The organism is Mycobacterium sp. 050134 (genome assembly GCF_036409085.1).
In the GTDB taxonomy this organism is placed as follows: Bacteria; Actinomycetota; Actinomycetes; order Mycobacteriales; family Mycobacteriaceae; genus Mycobacterium.
Map to the genome: position 1 here is coordinate 44,930 of NZ_JAZGLV010000024.1, position 20,754 is coordinate 65,683.

The 20,754-nt window shown below is 69.1% G+C and carries 21 protein-coding genes and 1 tRNA gene; 10 read left to right on the forward strand and 12 right to left on the reverse strand.

The window, feature by feature from the left end; translation table 11 throughout:
* The first annotated feature begins 39 nt into the window (after positions 1-39).
* The 4 genes from SKC42_RS23085 (at position 40) to SKC42_RS23100 (ending at position 3,789) form a co-directional block, all read left to right on the forward strand.
* Positions 40-195, forward strand: a complete 156-nt coding sequence (locus SKC42_RS23085) for a hypothetical protein (RefSeq protein WP_330966579.1) — start codon at positions 40-42, stop codon at positions 193-195.
* The gene (locus SKC42_RS23090; protein ID WP_330966580.1) at positions 192-893 is read left to right on the forward strand and encodes a TetR/AcrR family transcriptional regulator; all 702 of its coding nucleotides are present in this window, start codon (positions 192-194) and stop codon (positions 891-893) included. Before SKC42_RS23085 ends, SKC42_RS23090 begins: the two co-directional genes overlap by 4 nt.
* Positions 894-990: 97 nt before the next feature.
* Positions 991-1,689 carry a TetR/AcrR family transcriptional regulator gene (locus SKC42_RS23095; RefSeq protein WP_330966581.1) on the forward strand — a complete coding sequence of 233 codons (699 nt, stop codon included), beginning with the start codon at positions 991-993 and terminating at the stop codon, positions 1,687-1,689.
* Between the two features lie 114 nt (positions 1,690-1,803).
* Positions 1,804-3,789, forward strand: coding sequence for a hypothetical protein (locus tag SKC42_RS23100; RefSeq protein ID WP_330966582.1), 1,986 nt, complete (start codon positions 1,804-1,806; stop codon positions 3,787-3,789).
* A gap of 33 nt (positions 3,790-3,822) precedes the next feature.
* Here SKC42_RS23100 and SKC42_RS23105 read toward each other — a convergent pair whose 3' ends face one another.
* Together SKC42_RS23105 and metG are read right to left on the reverse strand one after the other, a co-directional pair.
* Complete coding sequence (locus SKC42_RS23105) at positions 3,823-4,185, reverse strand: PAS domain-containing protein (protein WP_330966583.1); 363 nt, start codon at positions 4,183-4,185, stop codon at positions 3,823-3,825.
* Between the two features lie 122 nt (positions 4,186-4,307).
* Positions 4,308-5,867, reverse strand: a complete 1,560-nt coding sequence (gene metG, locus SKC42_RS23110; protein WP_330966614.1) for a methionine--tRNA ligase — start codon at positions 5,865-5,867, stop codon at positions 4,308-4,310.
* Positions 5,868-5,923: 56 nt separating this feature from the next.
* On the opposite strand from metG, the gene SKC42_RS23115 reads away from it, so the two are divergent.
* The 5 genes from SKC42_RS23115 to SKC42_RS23135 all read left to right on the forward strand — a co-directional run bounded on the left by SKC42_RS23115 (position 5,924) and on the right by SKC42_RS23135 (position 11,887).
* Complete coding sequence (locus tag SKC42_RS23115) at positions 5,924-6,748, forward strand: TatD family hydrolase (RefSeq protein ID WP_330966615.1); 825 nt, start codon at positions 5,924-5,926, stop codon at positions 6,746-6,748.
* A gap of 145 nt (positions 6,749-6,893) precedes the next feature.
* The gene (locus SKC42_RS23120) at positions 6,894-8,021 is read left to right on the forward strand and encodes a transglycosylase family protein (RefSeq protein WP_330966584.1); all 1,128 of its coding nucleotides are present in this window, start codon (positions 6,894-6,896) and stop codon (positions 8,019-8,021) included.
* Positions 7,985-8,923 carry a 16S rRNA (adenine(1518)-N(6)/adenine(1519)-N(6))-dimethyltransferase RsmA gene (gene rsmA / locus SKC42_RS23125; protein ID WP_330966616.1) on the forward strand — a complete coding sequence of 313 codons (939 nt, stop codon included), beginning with the start codon at positions 7,985-7,987 and terminating at the stop codon, positions 8,921-8,923. The genes SKC42_RS23120 and rsmA overlap by 37 nt, the downstream gene beginning before the upstream one ends.
* A 73-nt stretch (positions 8,924-8,996) precedes the next feature.
* Positions 8,997-9,953 (forward strand): 4-(cytidine 5'-diphospho)-2-C-methyl-D-erythritol kinase, encoded by a 957-nt coding sequence (locus SKC42_RS23130; RefSeq protein ID WP_330966617.1) that lies wholly within the window; start codon positions 8,997-8,999, stop codon positions 9,951-9,953.
* A 299-nt stretch (positions 9,954-10,252) separates the two neighbouring features.
* Positions 10,253-11,887, forward strand: a complete 1,635-nt coding sequence (locus SKC42_RS23135) for a fatty acyl-AMP ligase (RefSeq protein ID WP_330966585.1) — start codon at positions 10,253-10,255, stop codon at positions 11,885-11,887.
* Positions 11,888-11,959: 72 nt separating this feature from the next.
* Here SKC42_RS23135 and pth read toward each other — a convergent pair whose 3' ends face one another.
* The 8 genes from pth to SKC42_RS23175 form a co-directional block, all read right to left on the reverse strand.
* Entirely contained in the window at positions 11,960-12,535 is a 576-nt protein-coding gene (gene pth, locus SKC42_RS23140; protein WP_330966586.1) for an aminoacyl-tRNA hydrolase, read from the reverse strand.
* A gap of 12 nt (positions 12,536-12,547) precedes the next feature.
* Positions 12,548-13,186 (reverse strand): 50S ribosomal protein L25/general stress protein Ctc, encoded by a 639-nt coding sequence (locus tag SKC42_RS23145; RefSeq protein ID WP_330966587.1) that lies wholly within the window; start codon positions 13,184-13,186, stop codon positions 12,548-12,550.
* Positions 13,187-13,423: 237 nt separating this feature from the next.
* Positions 13,424-14,293: an oxidoreductase gene (locus SKC42_RS23150; protein ID WP_330966588.1), complete on the reverse strand. Its 870-nt coding sequence runs from the start codon at positions 14,291-14,293 to the stop codon at positions 13,424-13,426.
* Positions 14,294-14,449: 156 nt separating this feature from the next.
* Positions 14,450-15,091, reverse strand: coding sequence for an LpqN/LpqT family lipoprotein (locus SKC42_RS23155; protein ID WP_330966589.1), 642 nt, complete (start codon positions 15,089-15,091; stop codon positions 14,450-14,452).
* Positions 15,088-15,435 (reverse strand): arsenate reductase (glutaredoxin), encoded by a 348-nt coding sequence (gene arsC, locus SKC42_RS23160; RefSeq protein WP_330966590.1) that lies wholly within the window; start codon positions 15,433-15,435, stop codon positions 15,088-15,090. Before arsC ends, SKC42_RS23155 begins: the two co-directional genes overlap by 4 nt.
* Entirely contained in the window at positions 15,436-16,416 is a 981-nt protein-coding gene (locus SKC42_RS23165) for a ribose-phosphate diphosphokinase (RefSeq protein WP_330966591.1), read from the reverse strand. It lies immediately after the preceding gene.
* Positions 16,417-16,495: 79 nt separating this feature from the next.
* Positions 16,496-17,956, reverse strand: coding sequence for a bifunctional UDP-N-acetylglucosamine diphosphorylase/glucosamine-1-phosphate N-acetyltransferase GlmU (gene glmU, locus SKC42_RS23170; protein ID WP_330966592.1), 1,461 nt, complete (start codon positions 17,954-17,956; stop codon positions 16,496-16,498).
* 109 nt (positions 17,957-18,065) lie between these two features.
* Positions 18,066-18,137 (reverse strand) — tRNA-Gln (locus SKC42_RS23175).
* Positions 18,138-18,272: 135 nt separating this feature from the next.
* Between SKC42_RS23175 and SKC42_RS23180 the strand changes: the two genes are divergently transcribed.
* Positions 18,273-18,866: a TetR/AcrR family transcriptional regulator gene (locus SKC42_RS23180; RefSeq protein WP_330966618.1), complete on the forward strand. Its 594-nt coding sequence runs from the start codon at positions 18,273-18,275 to the stop codon at positions 18,864-18,866.
* Positions 18,867-18,871: 5 nt separating this feature from the next.
* On the opposite strand, the gene SKC42_RS23185 is transcribed toward SKC42_RS23180, so the two are convergent.
* Positions 18,872-19,288 (reverse strand): SbtR family transcriptional regulator, encoded by a 417-nt coding sequence (locus SKC42_RS23185; protein ID WP_330966593.1) that lies wholly within the window; start codon positions 19,286-19,288, stop codon positions 18,872-18,874.
* A gap of 43 nt (positions 19,289-19,331) precedes the next feature.
* A complete protein-coding gene (lysA, locus tag SKC42_RS23190) occupies positions 19,332-20,672 on the reverse strand; it encodes a diaminopimelate decarboxylase (protein ID WP_330966594.1) in 1,341 nt (446 codons plus the stop codon).
* Positions 20,673-20,754: the final 82 nt, after the last annotated feature.

The window sequence follows — 20,754 nt, forward strand, 5'->3', positions numbered from 1 at the left end:
CAATGTTTGTGCCATCCTTACAAGAAGGACACCGTTGACGTGAAGGCGATCGAATCGGCGCATTGCGTGACGTCCGGAACCGCCAACCGCTTTGCCGCCGTCGAATCCGAGCGCCCCGCAATTGAGCTGAATTTCCGAACGTCGACCGGCGGCGGTGGCTCGCCCGAGCCGAAGCGCTGTTCTCCATTCCGATGACGCCTCAATCCGCGGATGGAAGGGCAGACGCGACGCGGCGACAAATTCTGCGGGCCGCCTGTAATCAGTTCGCGCGGCGGGCCTACCACGATGTCGGCCTCGACGATATCCTCGCCGATGCGGAACTGACAAAAGGCGCGATGTATTTCCATTTCCGGTCCAAGCACGCGCTGGCGGTGGCGATTATCGACAAGCAAATCTTGGCCGGCTCCGCCGCGGTGGAGGAGCTAGTCACTCGCGGTTTGTCGGGCCTCGAGACCCTGATCGACTTCTCGTACCTGATCGCTGTCCGGGATATCACCACCGACGGCGTTCGGGCGGGGCTGAACCTGCTCGGTTCCGTCGGTCGCTCAGAAGGGCTGCAGGAGAGGCTGTTAGACAGATGGGCCAAAGGTCTGGCCGAGGTCGTGGCGCAGGCGGTCGCGGAGGGCGACGTCGACCAGCGGTGTGACCCACAGGATGTGGGCCGTTTGATGGTGTCGCTGCACATGGGGCTCCGTCAGACGAGCAATCTCGACGACCCGGAACGGTTCCTCCGCGACTTGGAGAACAGCTGGACTCTCATCCTCAACGGCATCCTGCAGCCCGAGCGGTCGGACTACTTCAGGCAGTTCCTCAGGCGGCGTGCGGCACTCGCGATCAACGCCAGCTCCACCGGTTCGTCGCCCTGGGAGGACCCCCACGTCGGCCGATGGTAGGCCTTAGCGAGAAGGCTGTTACTGTGAATCTTTGCTGCGCAAAGCGACTCGGTACTGAGGAAGCCGCGCGCTAGACGAGGTCCGCGGAGGTGGGGCAGTGGCGCGCCAAGTGCGATCTGAAGCGACCAGGCGCAAGATTCTCGACGCCGCCATCGACGTGTTCGGCGAGGTCGGGTACGCGGCCGCCGGTTGGGGCACGATCATCGAGCGGACCGGCATGACCAAGGGCGCCCTGTATCACCACTTCGATTCGAAGGAATCGCTCGCCTCGGCGATCATCCAAGAGGGCTCCGAAACGGTCCTCGACGCCGTCCGCAATGTCTGCAAGTCGTCGTCGCCCGCGCTCGAGAATATCGTGCACGGCACATTCACGATCGCGAAAGTGTTGAATTCGGAAAGATTCTCGCGGGCGGCTGAGCAGCTGACCCACACGCTGGGCGGATTCAATGAGGCGGCCAGCCGATTCTGCACGGGTCTGGTCGAAGTGCTGGCTGCCGAAGCGCGCCGGGCAACGGCCGAGGGCGACCTCCGAGACGATATTGACGCCGATGTGCTCAGCGAATCGATCGTCGCCGGAATTTTCGGCATCCAATTGCTTTCCAACGCGTTATCGGCGGAGGGGCCGAGCGGCGGCGTCGACATCACGGGGCGGTTGAGTCAAATATGGGAACTGATCCTTCCCGGTGTCGTTTCCGAAACGTCGCTGCCGTATTTTCAGCAATTCCTGCGTCGCGAGGCCATGCGCCATTCTCACGGCGCGTCGCCGCGGGCCGAGGACGGCGCTCAACCCGATTAGGGCTAGGGGTCGGCGGTCCGGTGGGCCCCCGCCGGGTCGACGGAGCCGCGGTGTCCCGGACCGGTGGCGCGTGCATTCCACACGTGCCTAGTGTTTCGACTACGTACCGATAGAATGCATACTGTTGCGGTGATGCACTGCAAGTATGTGACTCGCGGCCTCGCTCTGGCCGGTGTGGTCGGAGCCCTGGCCCTGAGCGCGCCGGCCTCTTCCTGGGGCGCGCCCGCCGAGCCCGCCACGGGTACCGACTCGACCACCGCCCTTTCGCTGGGCGATCTGGGGGCCGGTCCCACCCTGTCCTTCTGGGGGCTGACCAGCACCCAACAACTGACCGTGCCGGTATTGCACGGCCTGACCCCCACGGCGCTGAACGCGACGGTCGAACTCCCGGTCAACCTGCGTTCGGGGATGATCACCGTGACTCAGAACGACCGCACGATCGCGCGGTTGAACCTGCCCAACGGCGACCAGTCGCCGATCGTGATCCCGCTGGCGGGTGCGGAGGTGAACGACAACTGGCTGTCCGTGACGCTGCGGACCTACCTGGTGCCGTTGGACGGATTCTGCCTGTACCCCGAGAGCCCGTTGCGGCTGTCCAACGGAACCATCACCTACAGCGGTGTCGAGCAGCCGCCCACGACCGTGGCGCATTTCCTGCCGCCGGTATTGCGCAAGCTGACCATATATCTGCCGCAGTCGCCGTCCTCGGCCGAGTCCGACACGGCGATCCAGCTGGCCGCCTCCGCCACCGCGCGCTACGGCAAGCAGGCTCCCGACATCGCGGTCGTGCCGTTGCCGGACGGGCAGACCGCCCCGGCCACGCCGCCGCAGCCGCTGGAACGGCAGATCGTCGTCAAGGAGGGATCGGACACCGGCCTGTCCCTGCAAGGGTCCGGCGGTGTGCCCTGGCTGCTGGTCTCGGGAGCGCTGGGCCGCACCGACGAATCCGACACGGCCGTGTTGTTCAACGATGTGTCGCAGCTGGCCCTCGCCTCGAAGGCGGCGGTCGACTCGCCGAAGGCCGCCCCGCAGCTGCCGGGCGACACCACCACGCTGAGAGCGCTCGGTGAGCCCTTCGCCAACGCCACCTCGCTGCAACCCCGGGTGTCGCTCGGGCTGGACCAGACCCGGTTCGGCCGGCCGGTGCACAGCGTGCGGGTGCATCTGCAAGGGTCCTACACCCCCACGCCGGGCAACATCGGCGGCCAGCTCTCCGCAACGATCGGGCCGGAAACCATCGACCACTGGCCCACCGACGGCCAGGGCTCCATCGATCGCTGGGTCGACGTGCCGGACCGGCTCCTGCAGCGATACACCAGTCTCGACGTGGTGCTCGACGTCGCCGGAAACATCGGCCACTGTGGGGACTTCTACACCGCGGGCCCGGGAAACCAGCTCCTGACGTTGAATATCAACGGGGACACCGCGGTCCAGAGCAGTCCCGCGTCGCCGCCCGTGCCGGACGGCTTCCAATCCGTGCCGCAGGCGCTGATGCCCCGCATCCAGGTCGGCCTCGAACCGCACTCGTTCGTCGACACTGTGCGTGCGGTCAACATCATGGTGGGATTGCAGCGCCTGAGCTCGATTCCGATCGAGACCGCCGTGACGACGGTGAAGCAGGCGATCGAGTCGCCGAATCCCGCGCTGGTGATCTCCGCGGACGGCTGGAATCACTCGGACGTGGCACTGCCCGTGTCCGCGGGCCCGAGCGGTCCGTTGACCGTCAACGCCGTCGAGTCCGGTGGCAAGCCCACCAAGCTGACGCTGGACCCGACGCTTCGATTCGGTTCGCTGCAAACGGTGTTCAACCGTGGCCGAACGCTACTGGTCGCGACGTCCAACGGCGCACCCGCCCAGCTCGACGAGCTGCTCCGGTGGCTGGGCAGCGACGACAAGCGCTGGCAGCGGCTCAAGGGTGTCGCGGTGGTGTCGGTGCAGGGGCAGGAGCCCGTGACCGTCGACCACACGGCCGTGGCTTCCCCCGGCTCGTCGACGGGAGGTCACTCCGACCTCCAATGGTTGTGGTGGTTCGGTGCGGGTTGGCTTGCCGTCGCCGTCGTCGGCGCGGGAATCATCGTGCTGCGCACCCGCCGCCGCTGAGCGCCCGGGCGGGCCGGCTTCCTGGGCAGGGGGCTAGCGGCCCTGCTGCCACAGCTGCTCGGTCAGGTCCTGGAACACCGCCAGGGCGAATTGGTCGTCCGCCCGCCGCACAGCCGACCGGCTCATCAGCGCTCGGACGACCGAACCGTCTTTGTGTAGCAACTCGACGACCATGTTCGCGAGGGCGTTGACCACCGAGAGCAGCGATTCCGAGGCGGGCGCCTCGTGGAAGATCTGCTCGAACCGCAGCGCCAGCACCTCCTCCGGTTCGCACCCCACCATCTCGGCGAAGGCGGAATTGGTGAACAGGATGCTGCCGTCATGACCGATCGCGAGTACGGGAACCGGAATCCGCTCGAGTACAACCAGCGCGGGAAGCTCCTGCAACGCCGTCATTGGCGATTGGGCAGGCGGGGTTCGTCGACGGTCCACGGGCCGATTATGGCGTATTGCGGGCGCCACGCCGTGCGCGTCTTATTAACGCACCCGTCGAAGTTCCCTGGGGCGTTTCGCCGGTGTCAGCCCGCTTCGGGCTCGGCGGCCTGATGGCGGGGGAAGACGCCCGTCGGCGGGGGCAGGGCGGTGCCGGCGACGAGCCGCGTGCCGATGGCCGAAAAGGCACGCCGGTCCTTCGGCTGGCCGAGCAGGTCGAGTAGCTTGCCCGCCGACTCCGGCATGACCGGCTGAGCCAGCAGCGCCGCGATGCGCACCGCCTCGCACGTCGTGTAGAGGACCGTGCGGAACCGCGCTTGATCCCGTTCGGACTCGCTCTTGCGCAACACCCACGGCTGCTGCGCCGAGAAGTACTTGTTCGCGTCGCCCAGCATCAACCAGACGGCCTCCAGGGCCAGATGCATTGCCTGCTCGTCGAAGTGGGCGCGCACCCGCTCCAACAGGCCGTCGGCCGTCGCGAGCAGCTCCGCGTCGGCGTCGGTCAGCTCGCCCGGCTCGGGCACCACCCCGCCGAGGTTCTTGGCGATCATGGACAGCGACCGCTGCGCCAGGTTGCCCAGTTCGTTGGCCAGGTCGGTGTTGATCCGGGTGACGATGGCCTCCTCGGAGTAGTTGCCGTCCTGGCCGAACGGCACCTCCCGGAGCAGGAAGTAGCGGACCTGGTCGACCCCCAGCGTCTCGGCGAGCGCCACCGGGTCGACCACGTTGCCCAGCGACTTGCTCATCTTCTCGCCCCGGTGGTGCAAGAACCCGTGCGCGAACACCCGGCGTGGCAGCTCGATTCCGGCCGACATCAGAAACGCCGGCCAGTAGACGGCGTGGAATCGGATGATGTCCTTGCCGATCATGTGCAGGTCGGCCGGCCAGAAGCGGCGGTACAGCTGCGAGTCCGTGTCCGGGAAACCGGCCCCGGTCAGGTAATTGGTCAAGGCGTCCACCCAGACGTACATGACGTGGGCGGGGTCGTCGGGGACCGGGACGCCCCAGTCGAACGAGGTGCGCGAGATCGAGATGTCGGCCAGCCCGCCGGAGACGAAGCTGACCACCTCGTTGCGCCGCACCTCGGGCGCGATGAAGCCGGGGTTCGCGTCGTAGTGCGCGAGCAGCCTGTCCGCGTAGGCCGACAGCCGGAAGAAGTAGGACTGCTCCTCGGTCCAGGTCACCGCGGCACCGGTCTCGGTCGCCACCCGGGAGCCGTCCTCGACGAGCTGCGTCTCCGACTCGAAGAAGAACCGCTCGTCGCGCACGGAGTACCACCCCGAGTAGTTGTCGAGGTAGATGTCGCCGGCCGCGGCCATCCGCCGCCAGATCTCCTTGGAGGCCTCGTAGTGGTCGGGATCGGTGGTGCGGATGAAGCGGTCGAAGGAGATGTTCAGCGCCTCCTGGACGCGCTGGAACACGTCTGAGTTGCGCCTCGCGAGCTGGGCCGTCGGGACGCCCGCCGCCGCGGCGGCCTGCGCGACCTTCAGCCCGTGCTCGTCGGTCCCGGTCAGGAAGCGCACGTCGAAGCCGTCCAGCCGCTTGAAGCGGGCGATCGCGTCGGTGGCGATGTATTCGTACGCGTGGCCCACATGCGGCGCGGCGTTGGGATAAGCGATCGCGGTGGTGACGTAATAGGGCTTCATGTCGGTGTCCACCCTATTGTGTCGGGGTGAGCTCTGACCGACCCGGTGAACGGGAGATGCCGCCGGCCCCGGAGCCGTTGGCGCCGTTGATCGATGCGCACACGCACCTGGACGCCTGCGGCGCGCGCGACGCCGACGGGGTGCGGGCCATCGTCGACCGCGCCGAGGCGGTCGGAGTCGGCGCGGTGGTCACCATCGCCGACGACCTGGAATCGGCGCGCTGGGCGGCGTCCGCCGCCGGCTGGGACGCGCGCGTGTATGCCGCGGTCGCGCTGCACCCGACCCGGGCCGACGCCCTGGACGACGCGGCCCGCGCCGAGATCGAGCGGCTCGTCGCCGACCCCCGGGTGGTGGCCGTCGGCGAGACCGGGCTGGATCTCTATTGGCCCGGGCGCCTGGACGGCTGCGCCGAGCCCGGCGTCCAGCGGGAGGCCTTCGCCTGGCACATCGACCTGGCCAAGCGCAGCGGGAAACCGCTGATGATCCACAACCGCGAGGCCGACGCCGAGGTGCTCGACGTGCTCGCGGCCGAGGGCCCGCCCGAGGCGGTGATCTTTCACTGCTTCTCGTCGGACGCCGCGATGGCCCGCCGCTGCGTGGAGGGGGGCTGGTTGCTCAGCCTGTCGGGGACGGCGAGCTTCCGCAACGCCCGCGCCCTGCGCGAAGCCGTCCCGCTGATACCGCCCGAACAGCTGCTGGTCGAGACCGATGCGCCCTTTTTGACGCCGCACCCGTACCGCGGCTCAGCGAACGAGCCCTACTGCCTGCCCTACACCGTGCGGGCTATAGCTGACCTGGTGGGTCGTCGCCCGGAGGACTTGGCCGCGATCACCACCAGCAATGCGCGGCGGGTCTACCGCCTGGACGGGGTGGGCCCGTGATCTCCATAACAGCACCGTGCCGGAGTTGCTCAACATTGGCCGGTTCGTTACCGTCTTGTGATCGTACTGGGGGCCCTCGGGCCCATTTGTCTTTATCTACCGAATTATTCGTTGACGTGGTTGCTGAGGTCGGGGTAGACGCGCTTTGACTGTATTGACAAAACTTCATCACACCCCGTCGGCATCGTTGCGGCTCGTAGTTGGAGGGCTGCTGTTGGTGCTGGCCTTCGCCGGCGGGTTCGCCGTGTCGGTCTGCAAGACGGTGACCTTGACCGTCGACGGCATCGCGATGCGGGTGACCACGATGAAGTCGCGGGTGATCGACATCGTTCAGGAAAGCGGCTTCACCATCGACGAGCGCGACGACCTGTACCCGGCCGCCGACGTCCAGGTCCGCGACGCCGCCAACATCGTGCTGCGGCGCAGCCGGCCGCTGCAGATCTCGCTGGACGGCCACGGTTCCAAGCAGGTGTGGACGACGGCATCCACCGTGGACGAGGCCCTGGCCCAGCTCGCCATGACCGACACCGCGCCGGCCGCCGCCTCCCGCGGCAGCCGCGTGCCACTGGCGGGGATGGCGCTGCCGGTCGTCAGCGCCAAGACGGTCCAGATCAACGACGGGGGCGCCGTGCGGACGGTGCACATGCCGGCGCCGAACGTCGGCGCGCTGCTGAGCGCCGTCGGCGCGCCGCTGCAGGAGAGCGACCAGGCGGTCCCCAGCGCTACGGCCCCCATCGTGGACGGCATGCAGATTCAGGTGACGCGCAACCGGATCCAGCAGGTGACCGAGCGCATCCCGCTGCCGCCGACGTCCCGGCGTGTCGAGGACCCGGACATGAACATGAGCCGTCAGGTCGTCGAGGACCCGGGCAGCCCGGGCACGCAGGACGTGACTTTCGCGGTGGCGACCGTCAACGGCGTTGAGACCGGACGGCTGCCGATCGCCAACACCGTGATCGCGCCCGCCCGCGATGCCGTGGTGCGCGTGGGCACCAAGCCGGGCACCGATATTCCGCCGGTGACCAACGGGTCCATCTGGGACGCCATCGCGGGCTGCGAGGCCGGCGGCAACTGGGCGATCAACACCGGCAACGGGTACTACGGCGGCGTCCAGTTCGACCAGGGCACGTGGGAGCGCAACGGCGGCCTGCGGTTCGCCCCGCGCGCCGACCTCGCCACCCGCGACGAGCAGATCACCGTCGCCGAGGTGACCCGCGAACGCCAGGGCTGGGGCGCCTGGCCGGTGTGCAGCGGAAGGGCCGGGGCGAGCTGACCATCCGGCTGCTCGGTCGCACCGAGATCAGGCAGCTGGCCAAGGAGCTCGATTTCCGGCCACGCAAGTCATTCGGACAGAACTTCGTCCACGACGCCAACACGGTCCGGCGGATCGTCACTATCGCCGGGGTGAACCGGTCCGACCACGTCCTGGAGGTCGGTCCCGGGCTCGGGTCGCTGACGCTGGCGCTGCTGGATCGAGGCGCCACCGTCACCGCCATCGAGATCGACCCGGTGCTCGCCGGGCGGCTTCCGCAGACCGTCGCCGAGCACTCGAACAGTGAGGCCAACCGGCTGACCGTGGTCAATCGCGACGTGCTCACCCTGCGCCGCGAGGAGCTTGCCGCCGAGCCGACGGCCCTGGTGGCTAACCTGCCGTACAACGTCGCCGTGCCCGCACTGCTGCACCTGCTCGCCGAATTCCCGTCGATCCGGGCCGTGACCGTTATGGTGCAGGCGGAGGTCGCCGAGCGACTCGCGGCGGAGCCGGGCGGCAAGGAGTACGGGGTGCCCAGCGTCAAGGTCCGCTTCTTCGGGCGAGTGCGGCGCTGCGGCATGGTGCCGCCGACCGTGTTCTGGCCCATCCCGCGCGTGTATTCGGGCCTGGTGCATATAGATCGGTATGAGACCTCGCCGTGGCCGGCCGACGACGCCTTCCGGCGGCGGGTGTTCGAGCTGGTGGACATCGCCTTCGCTCAGCGGCGGAAGACCTGCCGCAACGCGTTCGCCGAATGGGCGGGTTCGGGCAGCGAGTCGGCGAATCGATTGCTGGCCGCCAGCATCGACCCCGCCCGGCGCGGGGAGACGTTGTCCGTCGACGACTTCGTGCGGCTCCTGCAGCGGTCCACCGCGGGCACCGACGGCTCGGATAGCCCGCCACCGCAGGTGTCCGCGAGCTGAGGTGTCGCCGTTTGCGTATGGTTCCGCTGTGCCGGCGATAGTCTGCTGCGGTGGCTGACAGGGCTGACCGGGGCTGATGATGTCTGACGGCAACACCGCCGCCCAGTGGGTGCCCACCGGGTCCGTCACCGTGCGCGTGCCCGGCAAGGTCAACCTCTACTTGGCCGTCGGCGACCGCCGAGACGACGGCTATCACGAGCTGACGACGGTGTTTCAGGCCGTCTCGCTGTCCGACGAGGTGACGGTCCGCAATGCGGACGTACTGTCGCTGGAACTCGTCGGCGAGGGCGCCGACACGCTGCCGACGGACGAGCGCAACCTGGCGTGGCGGGCCGCCGAATTGATGGCCGATCACGTCGGCCGGGCGCCGGACGTGTCGATCTTCATCGACAAGTCCATCCCGGTGGCCGGTGGCATGGCCGGCGGCAGCGCCGACGCCGCGGCCGTGCTGGTGGCGATGAACTCGCTGTGGGAACTCAACGTGCCGCGGCGCGACTTGCGGACGCTGGCGGCGCGGCTGGGCAGCGACGTGCCGTTCGCCCTGCACGGCGGTACCGCGCTGGGCACCGGGCGGGGCGAGGAGCTGGCGACCGTGCTGTCGCGCAACACATTCCACTGGGTGCTGGCGTTCGCCGAGGGCGAGCTGCTCACCCCCGAGGTCTTCGCCGAGCTGGATCGGTTGCGCGAGGCGGCGGACCCGCCACGGCTCGACGGGCCCGGCCCGGTGCTGGCGGCCCTGGCGGCGGGCGACGCCCAGCAGTTGGCCTCGCTGCTGGGCAACGAGATGCAGGCCGCGGCGATCAGCCTGAAGCCCTCGTTGCGGCGCACGCTGCGCGCGGGCGTCGAGGCCGGCGCCCTGGCGGGCATCGTCTCCGGCTCGGGCCCGACGTGCGCGTTCCTGTGCCCCTCGGCGGCCGTCGCGGTGGACGTCGGAACCGAGTTGTCGGGCGCGGGGGTCTGCCGGACCGTGCGGGTCGCCAGTGGGCCGGTGGCCGGCGCGCGGGTCGTGCCGGCACCCACCGAAGTGTGAAATTTCGAACTCGGTGCCGCGAAAGTTTGGCGGTTACTTAAGAGGAGTTTAAGATGGCTCGCGGTGACGAATAGCGAAAAGCGGGACCACCCGACTTCGTCCGCCGGGAGCGCCGGCGGACGGCTGACCGGCGGCCGGGCTACCACGGTTTTCGCTGACCGCGCGGTCGCCGATGTGCCACCCATTCGAGACCTAACCGCCGCCCAACCGTGCTCGCGCGCCTGCTACCACGTGGCAGCCCGCGAGCGGAACATGAGACTGACGGGCCCTGGGACAGCGCCGAAACCGAGGAGGTTTTTGTGAGCAGGTTTACCGAGAAGATGTACCGCAATGCCCGCACCGCGACGACGGGCATGGTCACCGGTGAACCCCACAACCCCGTCCGGCACACGTGGGGCGAGGTCCACGAGCGCGCCCGCCGCATCGCCGGCGGTCTCGCCGCCGCGGGCATCGGGCTGGGCGACGCGGTCGGCGTGCTCGCCGGCCTGCCGGTGGAGATAGCCCCGACGGCGCAGGGCCTGTGGATGCGTGGGGCCAGCCTGACGATGCTGCACCAGCCGACGCCCCGCACCGACCTGGTGGTGTGGGCCGAGGACACCATGACCGTTATCGGCATGATCGAGGCCAAGGCCGTCATCGTCTCCGAACCGTTCCTGGTGGCCATCCCCGTGCTCGAGGAGAAGGGCATCAAGGTCCTCACCGTCGGCGACCTGCTGGCGTCGGAACCGATCGACCCCGTCGAGGTCGGCGAGGACGACCTGGCGCTGATGCAGCTGACGTCCGGTTCCACCGGGTCGCCCAAGGCCGTGCAGATCACTCACCGCAACATCCACTCCAACGCCGAGGCGATGTTCATCGGCGCGCAGTACGACGTCGACAAGGACGTCATGGTCAGCTGGCTGCCGTGCTTCCACGACATGGGCATGGTCGGGTTCCTCACCATCCCGATGTACTTCGGCGCCGAGCTGGTCAAGGTCACGCCGATGGACTTCCTGCGCGACACGCTGCTGTGGGCCAAGCTCATCGACAAGTACAAGGGCACCATGACCGCGGCGCCCAACTTCGCCTACGCGCTGCTGGCCAAGCGGCTGCGCCGCAACGCCAAGCCCGGTGACTTCGACCTGTCGACGCTGCGTTTCGCCCTGTCCGGCGCCGAGCCTGTCGAGCCCGCCGACGTGGAGGACCTGCTCGACGCGGGCAAGCCGTTCGGCCTGAAGCCGTCGGCGATCCTGCCGGCCTACGGTATGGCCGAGACGACGCTGGCGGTGTCCTTCTCCGAGTGCAATGCCGGCCTGGTCGTCGACGAGGTCGACGCCGACCTGCTGGCCGCGCTGCGGCGCGCGGTGCCGGCCACCAAGGGCAACACCCGCCGGCTGGCCACGCTCGGTCCGCTGCTCAAGGACCTCGAGGCCCGGATCGTCGACGAGAACGGCAACGTGATGCCACCCCGCGGCGTCGGCGTCATCGAGTTGCGCGGCGAGTCGCTGACGCCGGGCTACCTCACCATGGGCGGCTTCATCCCGGCCCAGGACGAGCACGGCTGGTACGACACGGGTGACCTCGGCTACCTCACGGAGGAGGGCCACGTGGTGGTGTGCGGCCGCGTGAAGGACGTCATCATCATGGCCGGCCGCAACATCTATCCCACCGACATCGAGCGGGCGGCCGGCCGCGTGGACGGGGTGCGGCCGGGCTGCGCCGTCGCGGTGCGCCTGGACGCCGGTCACTCGCGCGAGACGTTCGCCGTCGCCGTCGAGTCCAACGCCTGGCAGGATCCTGCCGAGGTGCGGCGCATCGAGCACCAGGTCGCCCACGAGGTGGTGGCCGAGGTCGACATGCGGCCGCGCAATGTCGTGGTGCTGGGCCCCGGCACGATCCCGAAGACGCCGTCGGGCAAGCTGCGCCGGTCGAATTCGATCACACTCGTCAGCTAGCTTCGTCGAGCAGACGCAAAAGTCCCTCGAAATCGGCGTGTCGCTGCACTTTTGCGACTGTTCGGCGGGTGTCTACCAGGCGTGGACCCTGTTTTGCGCCGGCTCCAGCCCCAGCTCGATGAGCAGTTCGGTCGCGTCGGCGGCCTGCTCGCAGATGGTCGGGACTTCGGTGCGCTCGGCCGCGGTGAAGTTCTCCAGCACGAACGCCGCGGGGTCCTTGCGGCCGGGCGGACGCCCGATCCCGACGCGGACGCGGTGAAAGTCCTTGCTACCCAACGCCGCAGCTATCGACCGCAGGCCGTTGTGGCCGCCCTCGCCGCCGCCGATCTTGAGCCGGATGCGGCCGAAGTCGAGGTCGAGGTCGTCGTGCACGACGATGATGTCGCCCGGCGTCACCGAATAGAACTTCGCCAGCGGCCCGACCTGGCGGCCGGACTCGTTCATGAAGCAGCGCGGCTTGGCCAGCACCACGGCGCGCCCGGCTAGCCGGCCGCTGACGATCTCGGCCCCGGACTTCTTGTGCGCCTTGAACTTCGAGCCCAGCCGCCCGGCCAGCAGGTCGGCGACCATGAAGCCGACGTTGTGCCGGGTACGGGCGTAGTTGTCCCCGGGGTTGCCCAGGCCGACGACCAGCAACGGCTCGGCCATGTCGTGAGCCGCCTACTCGGTCTCTTCGGGCGCGCCGGCCGCCTCCGCCTCCGCGGTCTCGGCTTGCTCCTGCGCCGCCTCACCCTCGAGGTCCTCGGCGGTCGGCGCGGTCACCACGTTGACCACCAGCGTCTCGGGGTCGGAGATGAGGTTGACACCCCGCGGTAGCTCGATCTGGCCGGCGGTGATCTGGGTGCCTTCCTCGACGCCCTCGACCGACACCGTCAGCTGCTCGGGGATCGACAGGGCCTCGGCCTCGATCTCGATGGCGTTCGCCTCCTGGGTGACCAGGGCACCGGGCGCCGCGTCGCCCTCGACGACGACGGTGACCTCGACGACCACCTTCTCGCCACGGCGCACGACCAGCAGGTCGGCGTGCTGGATGCTGCGGCGGATCGGGTGGATGTCGAGCGCCTTGGTCAGCGCGAGCTGTTCTTTGCCGTCGATGTCGAGCGTGAGCACCGCGTTGGTGCCCGCGTGGCGCAGCACGGCCGCGAAGTCGTGACCCGGCAACTCGAGGTGCTGCGGCTCGGCGCCGTGACCGTAGAGGACGGCGGGGATCTTGCCGTCGCGACGGGCCCGCCGCGACGCGCCCTTGCCGGTCTCGGTACGTACCGACACCTGCAATTGGTTGACTGCTGACTTGGCCATTCGTCGCTCCTGTGTGCTCGATTCGGGGGGCACGGCGAGGTCGCGACGAGAAGTCGGTCTCCGTCGATAACGGTTGCCAGCATGCTGGCCACCCTCGCCGTGACGCCCGGACAGGGTAACGCATGGGCGCGGGCGAGCGGAAATCGACGAGTCACATGCGCCACACCGGCCTCCGCGGGAGGCGCCATCCGAAGTGCCCGCCTCGGCGCGACAACCGGACGCCGCGCCGCGGTGAACTCAGAGCGGGAACTTAATACCCGTGAGTCGCTCGGACAGGTCCCACAGCGCGGCCGCCACCTGCGGATCTTTCGCCCGTCGGCTGCGGCCGACTGGTTGGGTGCGCCCGGCGTAGCCGAATCTCGGCCCTGCGAAGGTGTCGCCCGGCAGGTCCTGCGACGCCGCGTACAGCGTCTGCCGGGCGCCGTAGCCGGCGTCGGTGGCCACCACGCGGGTGGCGGCGGAGATCACCGCGTCGCTGCGCTTTCGCCCGGAAACGCCCTGCAGATTGGTGTGCGAATAGCCGGGGTGGGCGGCCAGGGCGCGCAGCCGCGAGCCGCGCGAGTCGAGGCGGCGCTGCAACTCGCCGGTGAAGAGCAGGTTGGCGAGCTTGGACTGGCTGTAGGCCAGCCACGGCGAATACCGCCGGGTTTGCCAGTTCAGGTCGTCCAGGTCGATGCGGCCCGGCCAGTGCATCATGGACGACACGGTGACGACACGATCGGTGAGCTTGGGCAGCAACAGGTTCGTCAGCGCGAAGTGGCCGAGGTGGTTGGTGCCGATCTGGCTCTCAAAGCCGTCGACGGTCAGCGTGTACGGGCCGGCCATGATGCCCGCATTGTTGATCAGCACGTCGGCGGTGCCGACCCCGTCGGCGAACCGGCGCACCGACGCCAGGTCCTGCAGGTCGAGCTCGCGGACCTCGACGCTGCCGGTCATCTGCTGCGCGGCCGACTCGCCCTTGGCCGTGTTGCGGACGGCCATGACGATCGCGGCGCCCTTCGCCGCCAGCTCACGGGCGGTCACCGCGCCCAGCCCGCTGTTGGCGCCGGTGATGATGACGGTGCGGCCGTCGAAGGACGGCAGATCGGCGGCGGTCCAGTTGGTCACGGGAGATGAGCCTAGTAAGGCAGGCGACCCCACGTCGGGGTTGCCGCGTGACCGCCCGCCATCACCGGGTGCCGAGCAGACGCAAAAGCACCCGACACGCCGCTTGGGAGCATGCTTTTGCGTGCCCCCGCAAGCGGGAGGTGCCCCCAGCTCGCGCTATTTCTTCGCGACGACGAATCCTTTGATGATCGCCTCGATGTCGGAGGACTGCGCGACGGCCTGGTCGGCCAGGCCGGTGATGGTCAGCTGGACCAGGTAGCGCTGGTTGGCCGGCGGCGCCCCGGTGGGGATGACCATCCGGTTCCAGCTGTGCAGCCGCGTGCCGTCGAGGTCGTAGCTGCCCTGCATCTCCGACGACGGGAAGCCGTTGTAGTCCGCCGTCGACGCGTCCAATTGCCGGAAATTCTCGAACAACTGGGCGTCGTCGTTGCCGTGCTTGATGACCTGGGCCGGGTCGAAGTCGCCCTGCAGCTTGAACACGACGAGCCGCGCGGTCGGATACTTGCCGCCCTTGGAGATCATCACCGTCTCCGGCTTGATGTTCGGGTTGCTCGCCACCGACCAGCCAGGCGGCGTCGGTATCGACACGGTCAGGTCGGGTAGGGCGTTCGGCGCGACCTGCTTGCCGGTGACGCCGATGCCTTGCAAATACTGAGAGAGCGGGACAGGCTTCTCGGTCGCCGTGCTCGTCGTCGGCGTCGAGCTCTTCGACCAAATCGACTGATAGTCAGGCGGTTTCGTCTCGCATGCCCCGGTGAACAGCGTCAGCGCGACAACAGCGGCCGGCAAAGATCTCACAGAATTTCGCGGACCGCGTCGACCGGCCGCGCCAGCCGGGTGCCCTTCGGGGTGACGACGAACGGCCGCTCGATCAGGATCGGGTGTTCGGCCATGGCATCGAGTAGCTGGTCGTCGGTCGCGTCGGCCAGTCCAAGTTCGGCATACAGCGACTCGCGTTTGCGCACCGCGGTGCGCACTTCGATGCCGGCGTCGCGAATCAGCCGCGTCAGCTCGGCGCGGGACGGCGGTGTTTTCAGGTACTGGACAATCTCGGGTTCGATCCCGTTGTCCCGCAACAACTCCAGCGTCTTGCGGGAGGTGCTGCATTTGGGGTTGTGGTAGATGACCGCGGCCGCAGTCATCTAGGCGTCCCCGTCGAACAGCCCTGTGACGGAGCCGTTTTCGAAGACGGCCCGGATGGTGCTGGCCAGCAGCGGGGCGATCGACAGGACGGTCAGCTGCGGGAAGCGCTTCTCCTCGCCGATCGGGAGCGTGTTCGTCACGATCACTTCCCGGGCGCCGCACGCCGCCAGCCGCTCGGCGGCCGGGTCGGACAGCACGCCGTGCGTCGCGGCGATGATCACGTCCTTGGCGCCGGCGTCGTGCAGTAGCTTGACCGCGCCCGCGATGGTGCCACCGGTGTCGATCATGTCGTCGATCAGCACACACGTGCGCCCCGCCACCTCACCGACGACGCGGTTGGAGACCACCTGGTTGGGCACTCGCGGGTCGCGGGTCTTGTGGATGAAGGCCAGCGGGACGCCGCCCAGCGCGTCGGCCCACTTCTCGGCGATGCGCACCCGGCCGGAATCGGGCGAGACGACGACCATGTTGCCGTCCGGGTAGTTGTCCCCGATGTAGCCGGTCAGCAGGTTCTGGCCGCGCATGTGGTCGACGGGCCCGTCGAAGAAGCCCTGGATCTGGTCGGTGTGCAGGTCAACGGTGACGATCCGGTCGGCGCCCGCGGTCTTGAGCAGGTCGGCGACCAGCCGCGCCGAGATCGGTTCGCGGCCGCGGTGCTTCTTGTCCTGCCGCGCGTAGGGGTAGAAGGGCATGACGGCGGTGATCCGCTTGGCGCTGCCCCGCTTGAGCGCGTCGATCATGATGAGCTGTTCCATCAGCCACTGGTTGACCGGCGCCGGGGCCGACTGCAGCACGAACGCGTCGCACCCGCGAACCGACTCCTGGAAGCGCACGAAGATCTCGCCGTTGGCGAAATCGCGTGCCGTCTGAGCGGTGACGTGGACGTCGAGCTCCTTGGCCACCTGCTCGGCCAGCTCGGGGTGTGCCCGGCCGCTGAACAGCATCAGGTTTTTGCGGTTGTCGGTCCAGTCGTGGCTCAACGCACTGCCTTCGTCGTATCAGATCGAAATGAACGCCTCATGGTACGCGACCGGCGTTGATGTCCTTGCGCGCCGACGGTCACGGCGCCGAATCGCCGGATCGCTCGGCGGCCTTCTCGGCGGCCCGGGCGGCCGCGCTGCCCGGCCGCTTGCGCCGCACCCAGCCCTCGATGTTGCGTTGCGGACCCGCGGACACGGCCAGCGCGCCCGGGGGAACGTCCTCGCGCACGACGGTGCCGGCACCCGTGTAGGCGCCGTCGCCGACGGTCACCGGGGCCACGAACATGGTGTCCGACCCGGTCCGCACATGCGAGCCGATGGTGGTGCGGCGCTTGGATTCGCCGTCGTAGTTGACGAACACGCTCGACGCCCCGATGTTGGTGTGCTCACCGATGTCCGCGTCGCCGACGTAGGTCAAGTGCGGCACCTTGGTGCCGGCGCCGATGGTGGCGTTCTTCGTCTCGACGAAGGCACCCAGCTTGCCGTCGGCGCCCAGCTCGGTGCCGGGCCGCAGATAGGTGAACGGGCCGACCGTCGCGCCGGCGCCGATGGACGACGAGGTGGCGTGGGTGCGGACGACGCACGCGCCGTCACCGACGGCGACGTCGGTCAGCGTCGTGTCCGGGCCGACGTCGCAGTGCCCGCCGACGCGGGTGCGGCCCAGCAGCTGGGTCCCGGGCCGGATGACGGTGTCGCGGCCGATCGTGACGTCGACGTCGATCCACGTGGTGGCGGGATCGACGACGGTGACGCCGGACAGCTGGTGAGCGGCGACGATCCTGCGGTTGAGCTCCGCGCCCAGCTGGGCCAGCTGCACGCGGTTGTTGACGCCGGCCACCAGCGCGCTGTCGTCGACGTGCTGCGCGTGGACTGTGAGGCCGTCGCCGCGCAGGATCGCGATGACGTCGGTGAGGTAGAGCTCCTGCTGCGCGTTGTCGGAGCTTAGCCGGCTGAGCGCCGAGCGCAGCGCGGCGACGTCGAAGGCGTACACACCCGCGTTGACCTCCCGGATCTCGCGCTGCGAGGGCGTCGCGTCGGCGTGTTCGACGATCGCCGTGACTTCTTCGTCCTGCGTGCGCAGGATCCGGCCGTAGCCGGAGGGGTCGTCCAGCGTGGTGGTCAGCACGGTGGCGGCCGGTCCGGCGGCGGTGTGGCCGGCGACCAGGGCCGCCAGGGTGTCGGCGTCCAGCAGCGGTGTGTCACCCGAGGCGACCACGACGATGCCGGCGTAGTCGTCGGGCAGCGCGGACAGCCCGCAGCGGACCGCGTGGCCGGTGCCCATCGGCCGATCCTGCAGCGCGACCTCGATCCCGCGCCCGAGGGCGTCGGCGAGCTCGGCGACCAGCGGCGCGATGCGTTGGTGGTCGTGGCCGAGGACGACGATCAGGTGCTGCGGAGCCACCTTGGCGATGGCGTGCAGCGAGTGCGACAGCATGCTGCGGCCGGCGATGGTGTGCAGCACCTTGGGGGTGTCGGACCGCATTCGGGTGCCGGGTCCGGCCGCGAGCACCAGGACCGCGGTATCACCACGAAACGACATTCAACTCTCCTATTGCCCTCGGGGGCGAGCGTGCGTGTCGCTGGGCCGACACGCCGTCAAGCGTGTCATTTCATGCACGCTCGCGGCAAAGGGCGGTGCCGTTCGGACGCTCCGTCGCCAGGACTCGAACCTGAACTCTCAGAACCAAAATCTGATGTGCTGCCGATTACACCACGACGGATTGCGCCAACCTGACTTTAGACGGTGCGGGAGCCGCCGGCGGCGTCAGGGAATGCCTTGCCGAGCGGATACCCTGATGGACGTGGCTGTGCTGGACAAGGACCCGGATAAGGAGGCGCGCGCCCCGCGCGCCCGCATGACCGGCAGCGAGCGCCGGCAGCAGCTCGTGGGCATCGCCCGCTCGCTGTTCGCCGAGCGCGGCTACGAGGGCACCTCGATCGAGGAGATCGCCCAGCGCGCCAACGTGTCCAAGCCGGTCGTCTACGAGCACTTCGGCGGCAAGGAGGGCCTGTACGCCGTCGTCGTCGACCGCGAGATGTCGGCGCTGCTCGACGGCATCACCTCGTCGCTGACCAACAACCGTTCCCGGGTGCGGCTCGAGTCGGTCGCGCTGGCGCTGCTCACCTACGTCGAGGAACGCACCGACGGGTTCCGGATCATGACCCGCGATTCGCCGGCCGCCATCAGTTCCGGCACCTACTCCAGCCTGCTCAACGACGCCGTCAGCCAGGTCAGCTCCATCCTCGCCGGCGACTTCGCCCGCCGCGGCCTGGATCCGGGGCTGGCGCCGCTCTACGCGCAGGCGCTGGTCGGCTCGGTGTCGATGACGGCCCAGTGGTGGCTGGACACGCGTGAACCCAAGAAAGAGGTGGTCGCCGCCCACCTGGTCAACCTGATGTGGAACGGCCTGGCCCATCTCGAGGCCGACCCCCGGCTGCAGGACGGGTAGCGCACCTACTGCAGGCGAAGTCCGCCGAGGAGGAGCCCAACCAGCTGGCGCGCGTCGTAGTCGGGAACCGCGCCGCCGCCGATGCACAGGTTGCCGATGCCGCGCATCAGGGCGAGAGCATCGAGTTCACCCCAAACCTCACCGGCGTCGGCCGCGGCGCCGAGCAGCTGCGCGCATACCGGTACGAGGCGATCGAGGAAGTAATGGTGCAGAGCCTCGAAGCGGGTGTCGTCGGAATGCAGGGCGGCAGCTAACCCGTGCTTGGTCACCAGGAAATCGACGAACAGATTGACCCACTGCTGTAACGCGGCGTAGGGCCCGTTGCTCGCCAGGAGCGCGGGTCCGGCATCGGCGCAGGCGTCCACCTGATGCCGGTCGCGCGCTGGGTCGCGACCGAACTCATCGCCGAAGCGGTCGCGCATTAGTCAGTCGATCATCGATGGCGTGCTGGCCCGCCACGCCCGCCTAGCCCCGGTCGCGGGCCAGCATGTCCGCGATCGTTTCGCGGCGGACCAGCTCGCGGGCCCGCCCGTCCCCGACCGCCACGACGGGCGGTCGGCCGACCAGGTTGTAGTTCGAGGCCATGCTGTGGTGGTAGGCGCCGGTGCAGGCGACCGCCAGCACGTCGCCGGGACGCACATCGGCGGGCAGCTCGATGTCGCGGGCGATCTCGTCGCCCGCCTCGCAGTGCCGGCCGGCCACGGTGACGCGTTGGCGGGCCGCCCGGGAATGCCGATTCGCCAGCGTGACGGTGTACCGGGAGCCGCACGTCGCTACGCGGGGGTTGTCGCTCATGCCCCCGTCGACGGCCACGAAGGTGCGGTCGCCCGGCTGCGTCCGCAGCGAGCACACCCGATACAGCGTCACCCCGGCCCGGCCGCTGATCGCGCGGCCGGGTTCCACCACGACCGTCGGTCGCGGGAAGTGCTCGGCCGCGCAGGCCTCGTCCAGCGCGTCCTCGATGACGCGTCCCAGCTCGTCGAGGTCGAGCTCCCGGTCGCCGGGCGCGTAGCGGATGGCGTGCCCGCCGCCGATGTTCAGCTCGGTCAGGATGACGCCGTGCCGGGCGCGGATGTCGGCCATCGCGGCAACCAACCGCCGAATCGCCTCGCCGTACGGGGCGGCGTCGCCGACCTGTGAGCCGAGATGGCAATGCAGGCCCACCAGGTCCAGGGCGGGGTGCGTCAGCACGCGGTGCGCGGCGTCGGCGGCGTGGCCGGCGGCCAGAGAGAACCCGAACTTCTGGTCGGCGACGCCGGTTGTGAGGGCGCGATGGCCGTGGACATCCACGTCGGGCGTCACCCGCACGAGCACCGGCTGACGCCGGCGCGCCGCCCCCGCGAGGTAGGCGATCTCGATCCACGAGTCCAGCACGATCCGCCCGACGCCGGTGCGCACCGCGTCGCGCAACTCCTCGGGCGATTTCGCGTTGCCGTGCATCACGATGCGGGCCGGGTCTACCCCGGCGGCCACGGCGACGGCCAGCTCCCCGCCCGAGCAGACGTCGATCCCGAGGCCCTCTTCCCGGGCCCAGCGCGCCACCGCGGTCGTCAACAGCGACTTTCCGGCGTAGACCACCTCGACGCCGCGTAGCGCTTTGCGATAGCGGCGGGCGCGACGCCGGAAGTCGGTTTCGTCGAGGACGTAGGTGGGGGTTCCGAACTCGTCGGCGATGTCGGCCAGGGGGACGCCGCCGACGCAGAGGCGGCCCTCGTCGTCGGACTGGGCCGTGACCGGCCAGATCGCCGGATCGAACCGCCGCGGCACCGCCCGACCCAGGGACGGCACGAAATCCAGCAATGTCATGAGTTCAACGTGCGCCTCCGGGCTACCGGCTGCCGCATCCCTTGACGAACTCTTGACGGCGCCGGGCCCGATATTGACATGC

Excerpts from the sequence above, each read along its gene's own strand:
- SKC42_RS23185 (WP_330966593.1), bottom strand. The coding sequence starts at position 19,288 with ATGCGCGACCGCTTCGGCGATGAGTTCGGTCGCGACCCAGCGCGCGAC.
- SKC42_RS23100 (WP_330966582.1), top strand. The coding sequence starts at position 1,804 with ATGCATACTGTTGCGGTGATGCACTGCAAGTATGTGACTCGCGGCCTC.
- SKC42_RS23180 (WP_330966618.1), top strand. The coding sequence starts at position 18,273 with ATGACCGGCAGCGAGCGCCGGCAGCAGCTCGTGGGCATCGCCCGCTCG.
- SKC42_RS23105 (WP_330966583.1), bottom strand. The coding sequence starts at position 4,185 with ATGACGGCGTTGCAGGAGCTTCCCGCGCTGGTTGTACTCGAGCGGATT.
- glmU (WP_330966592.1), bottom strand. The coding sequence starts at position 17,956 with ATGTCGTTTCGTGGTGATACCGCGGTCCTGGTGCTCGCGGCCGGACCC.
- SKC42_RS23115 (WP_330966615.1), top strand. The coding sequence starts at position 5,924 with ATGCCGCCGGCCCCGGAGCCGTTGGCGCCGTTGATCGATGCGCACACG.
- pth (WP_330966586.1), bottom strand. The coding sequence starts at position 12,535 with ATGGCCGAGCCGTTGCTGGTCGTCGGCCTGGGCAACCCCGGGGACAAC.
- SKC42_RS23145 (WP_330966587.1), bottom strand. The coding sequence starts at position 13,186 with ATGGCCAAGTCAGCAGTCAACCAATTGCAGGTGTCGGTACGTACCGAG.
- arsC (WP_330966590.1), bottom strand. The coding sequence starts at position 15,435 with ATGACTGCGGCCGCGGTCATCTACCACAACCCCAAATGCAGCACCTCC.
- lysA (WP_330966594.1), bottom strand. The coding sequence starts at position 20,672 with ATGACATTGCTGGATTTCGTGCCGTCCCTGGGTCGGGCGGTGCCGCGG.
- metG (WP_330966614.1), bottom strand. The coding sequence starts at position 5,867 with ATGAAGCCCTATTACGTCACCACCGCGATCGCTTATCCCAACGCCGCG.
- SKC42_RS23090 (WP_330966580.1), top strand. The coding sequence starts at position 192 with ATGACGCCTCAATCCGCGGATGGAAGGGCAGACGCGACGCGGCGACAA.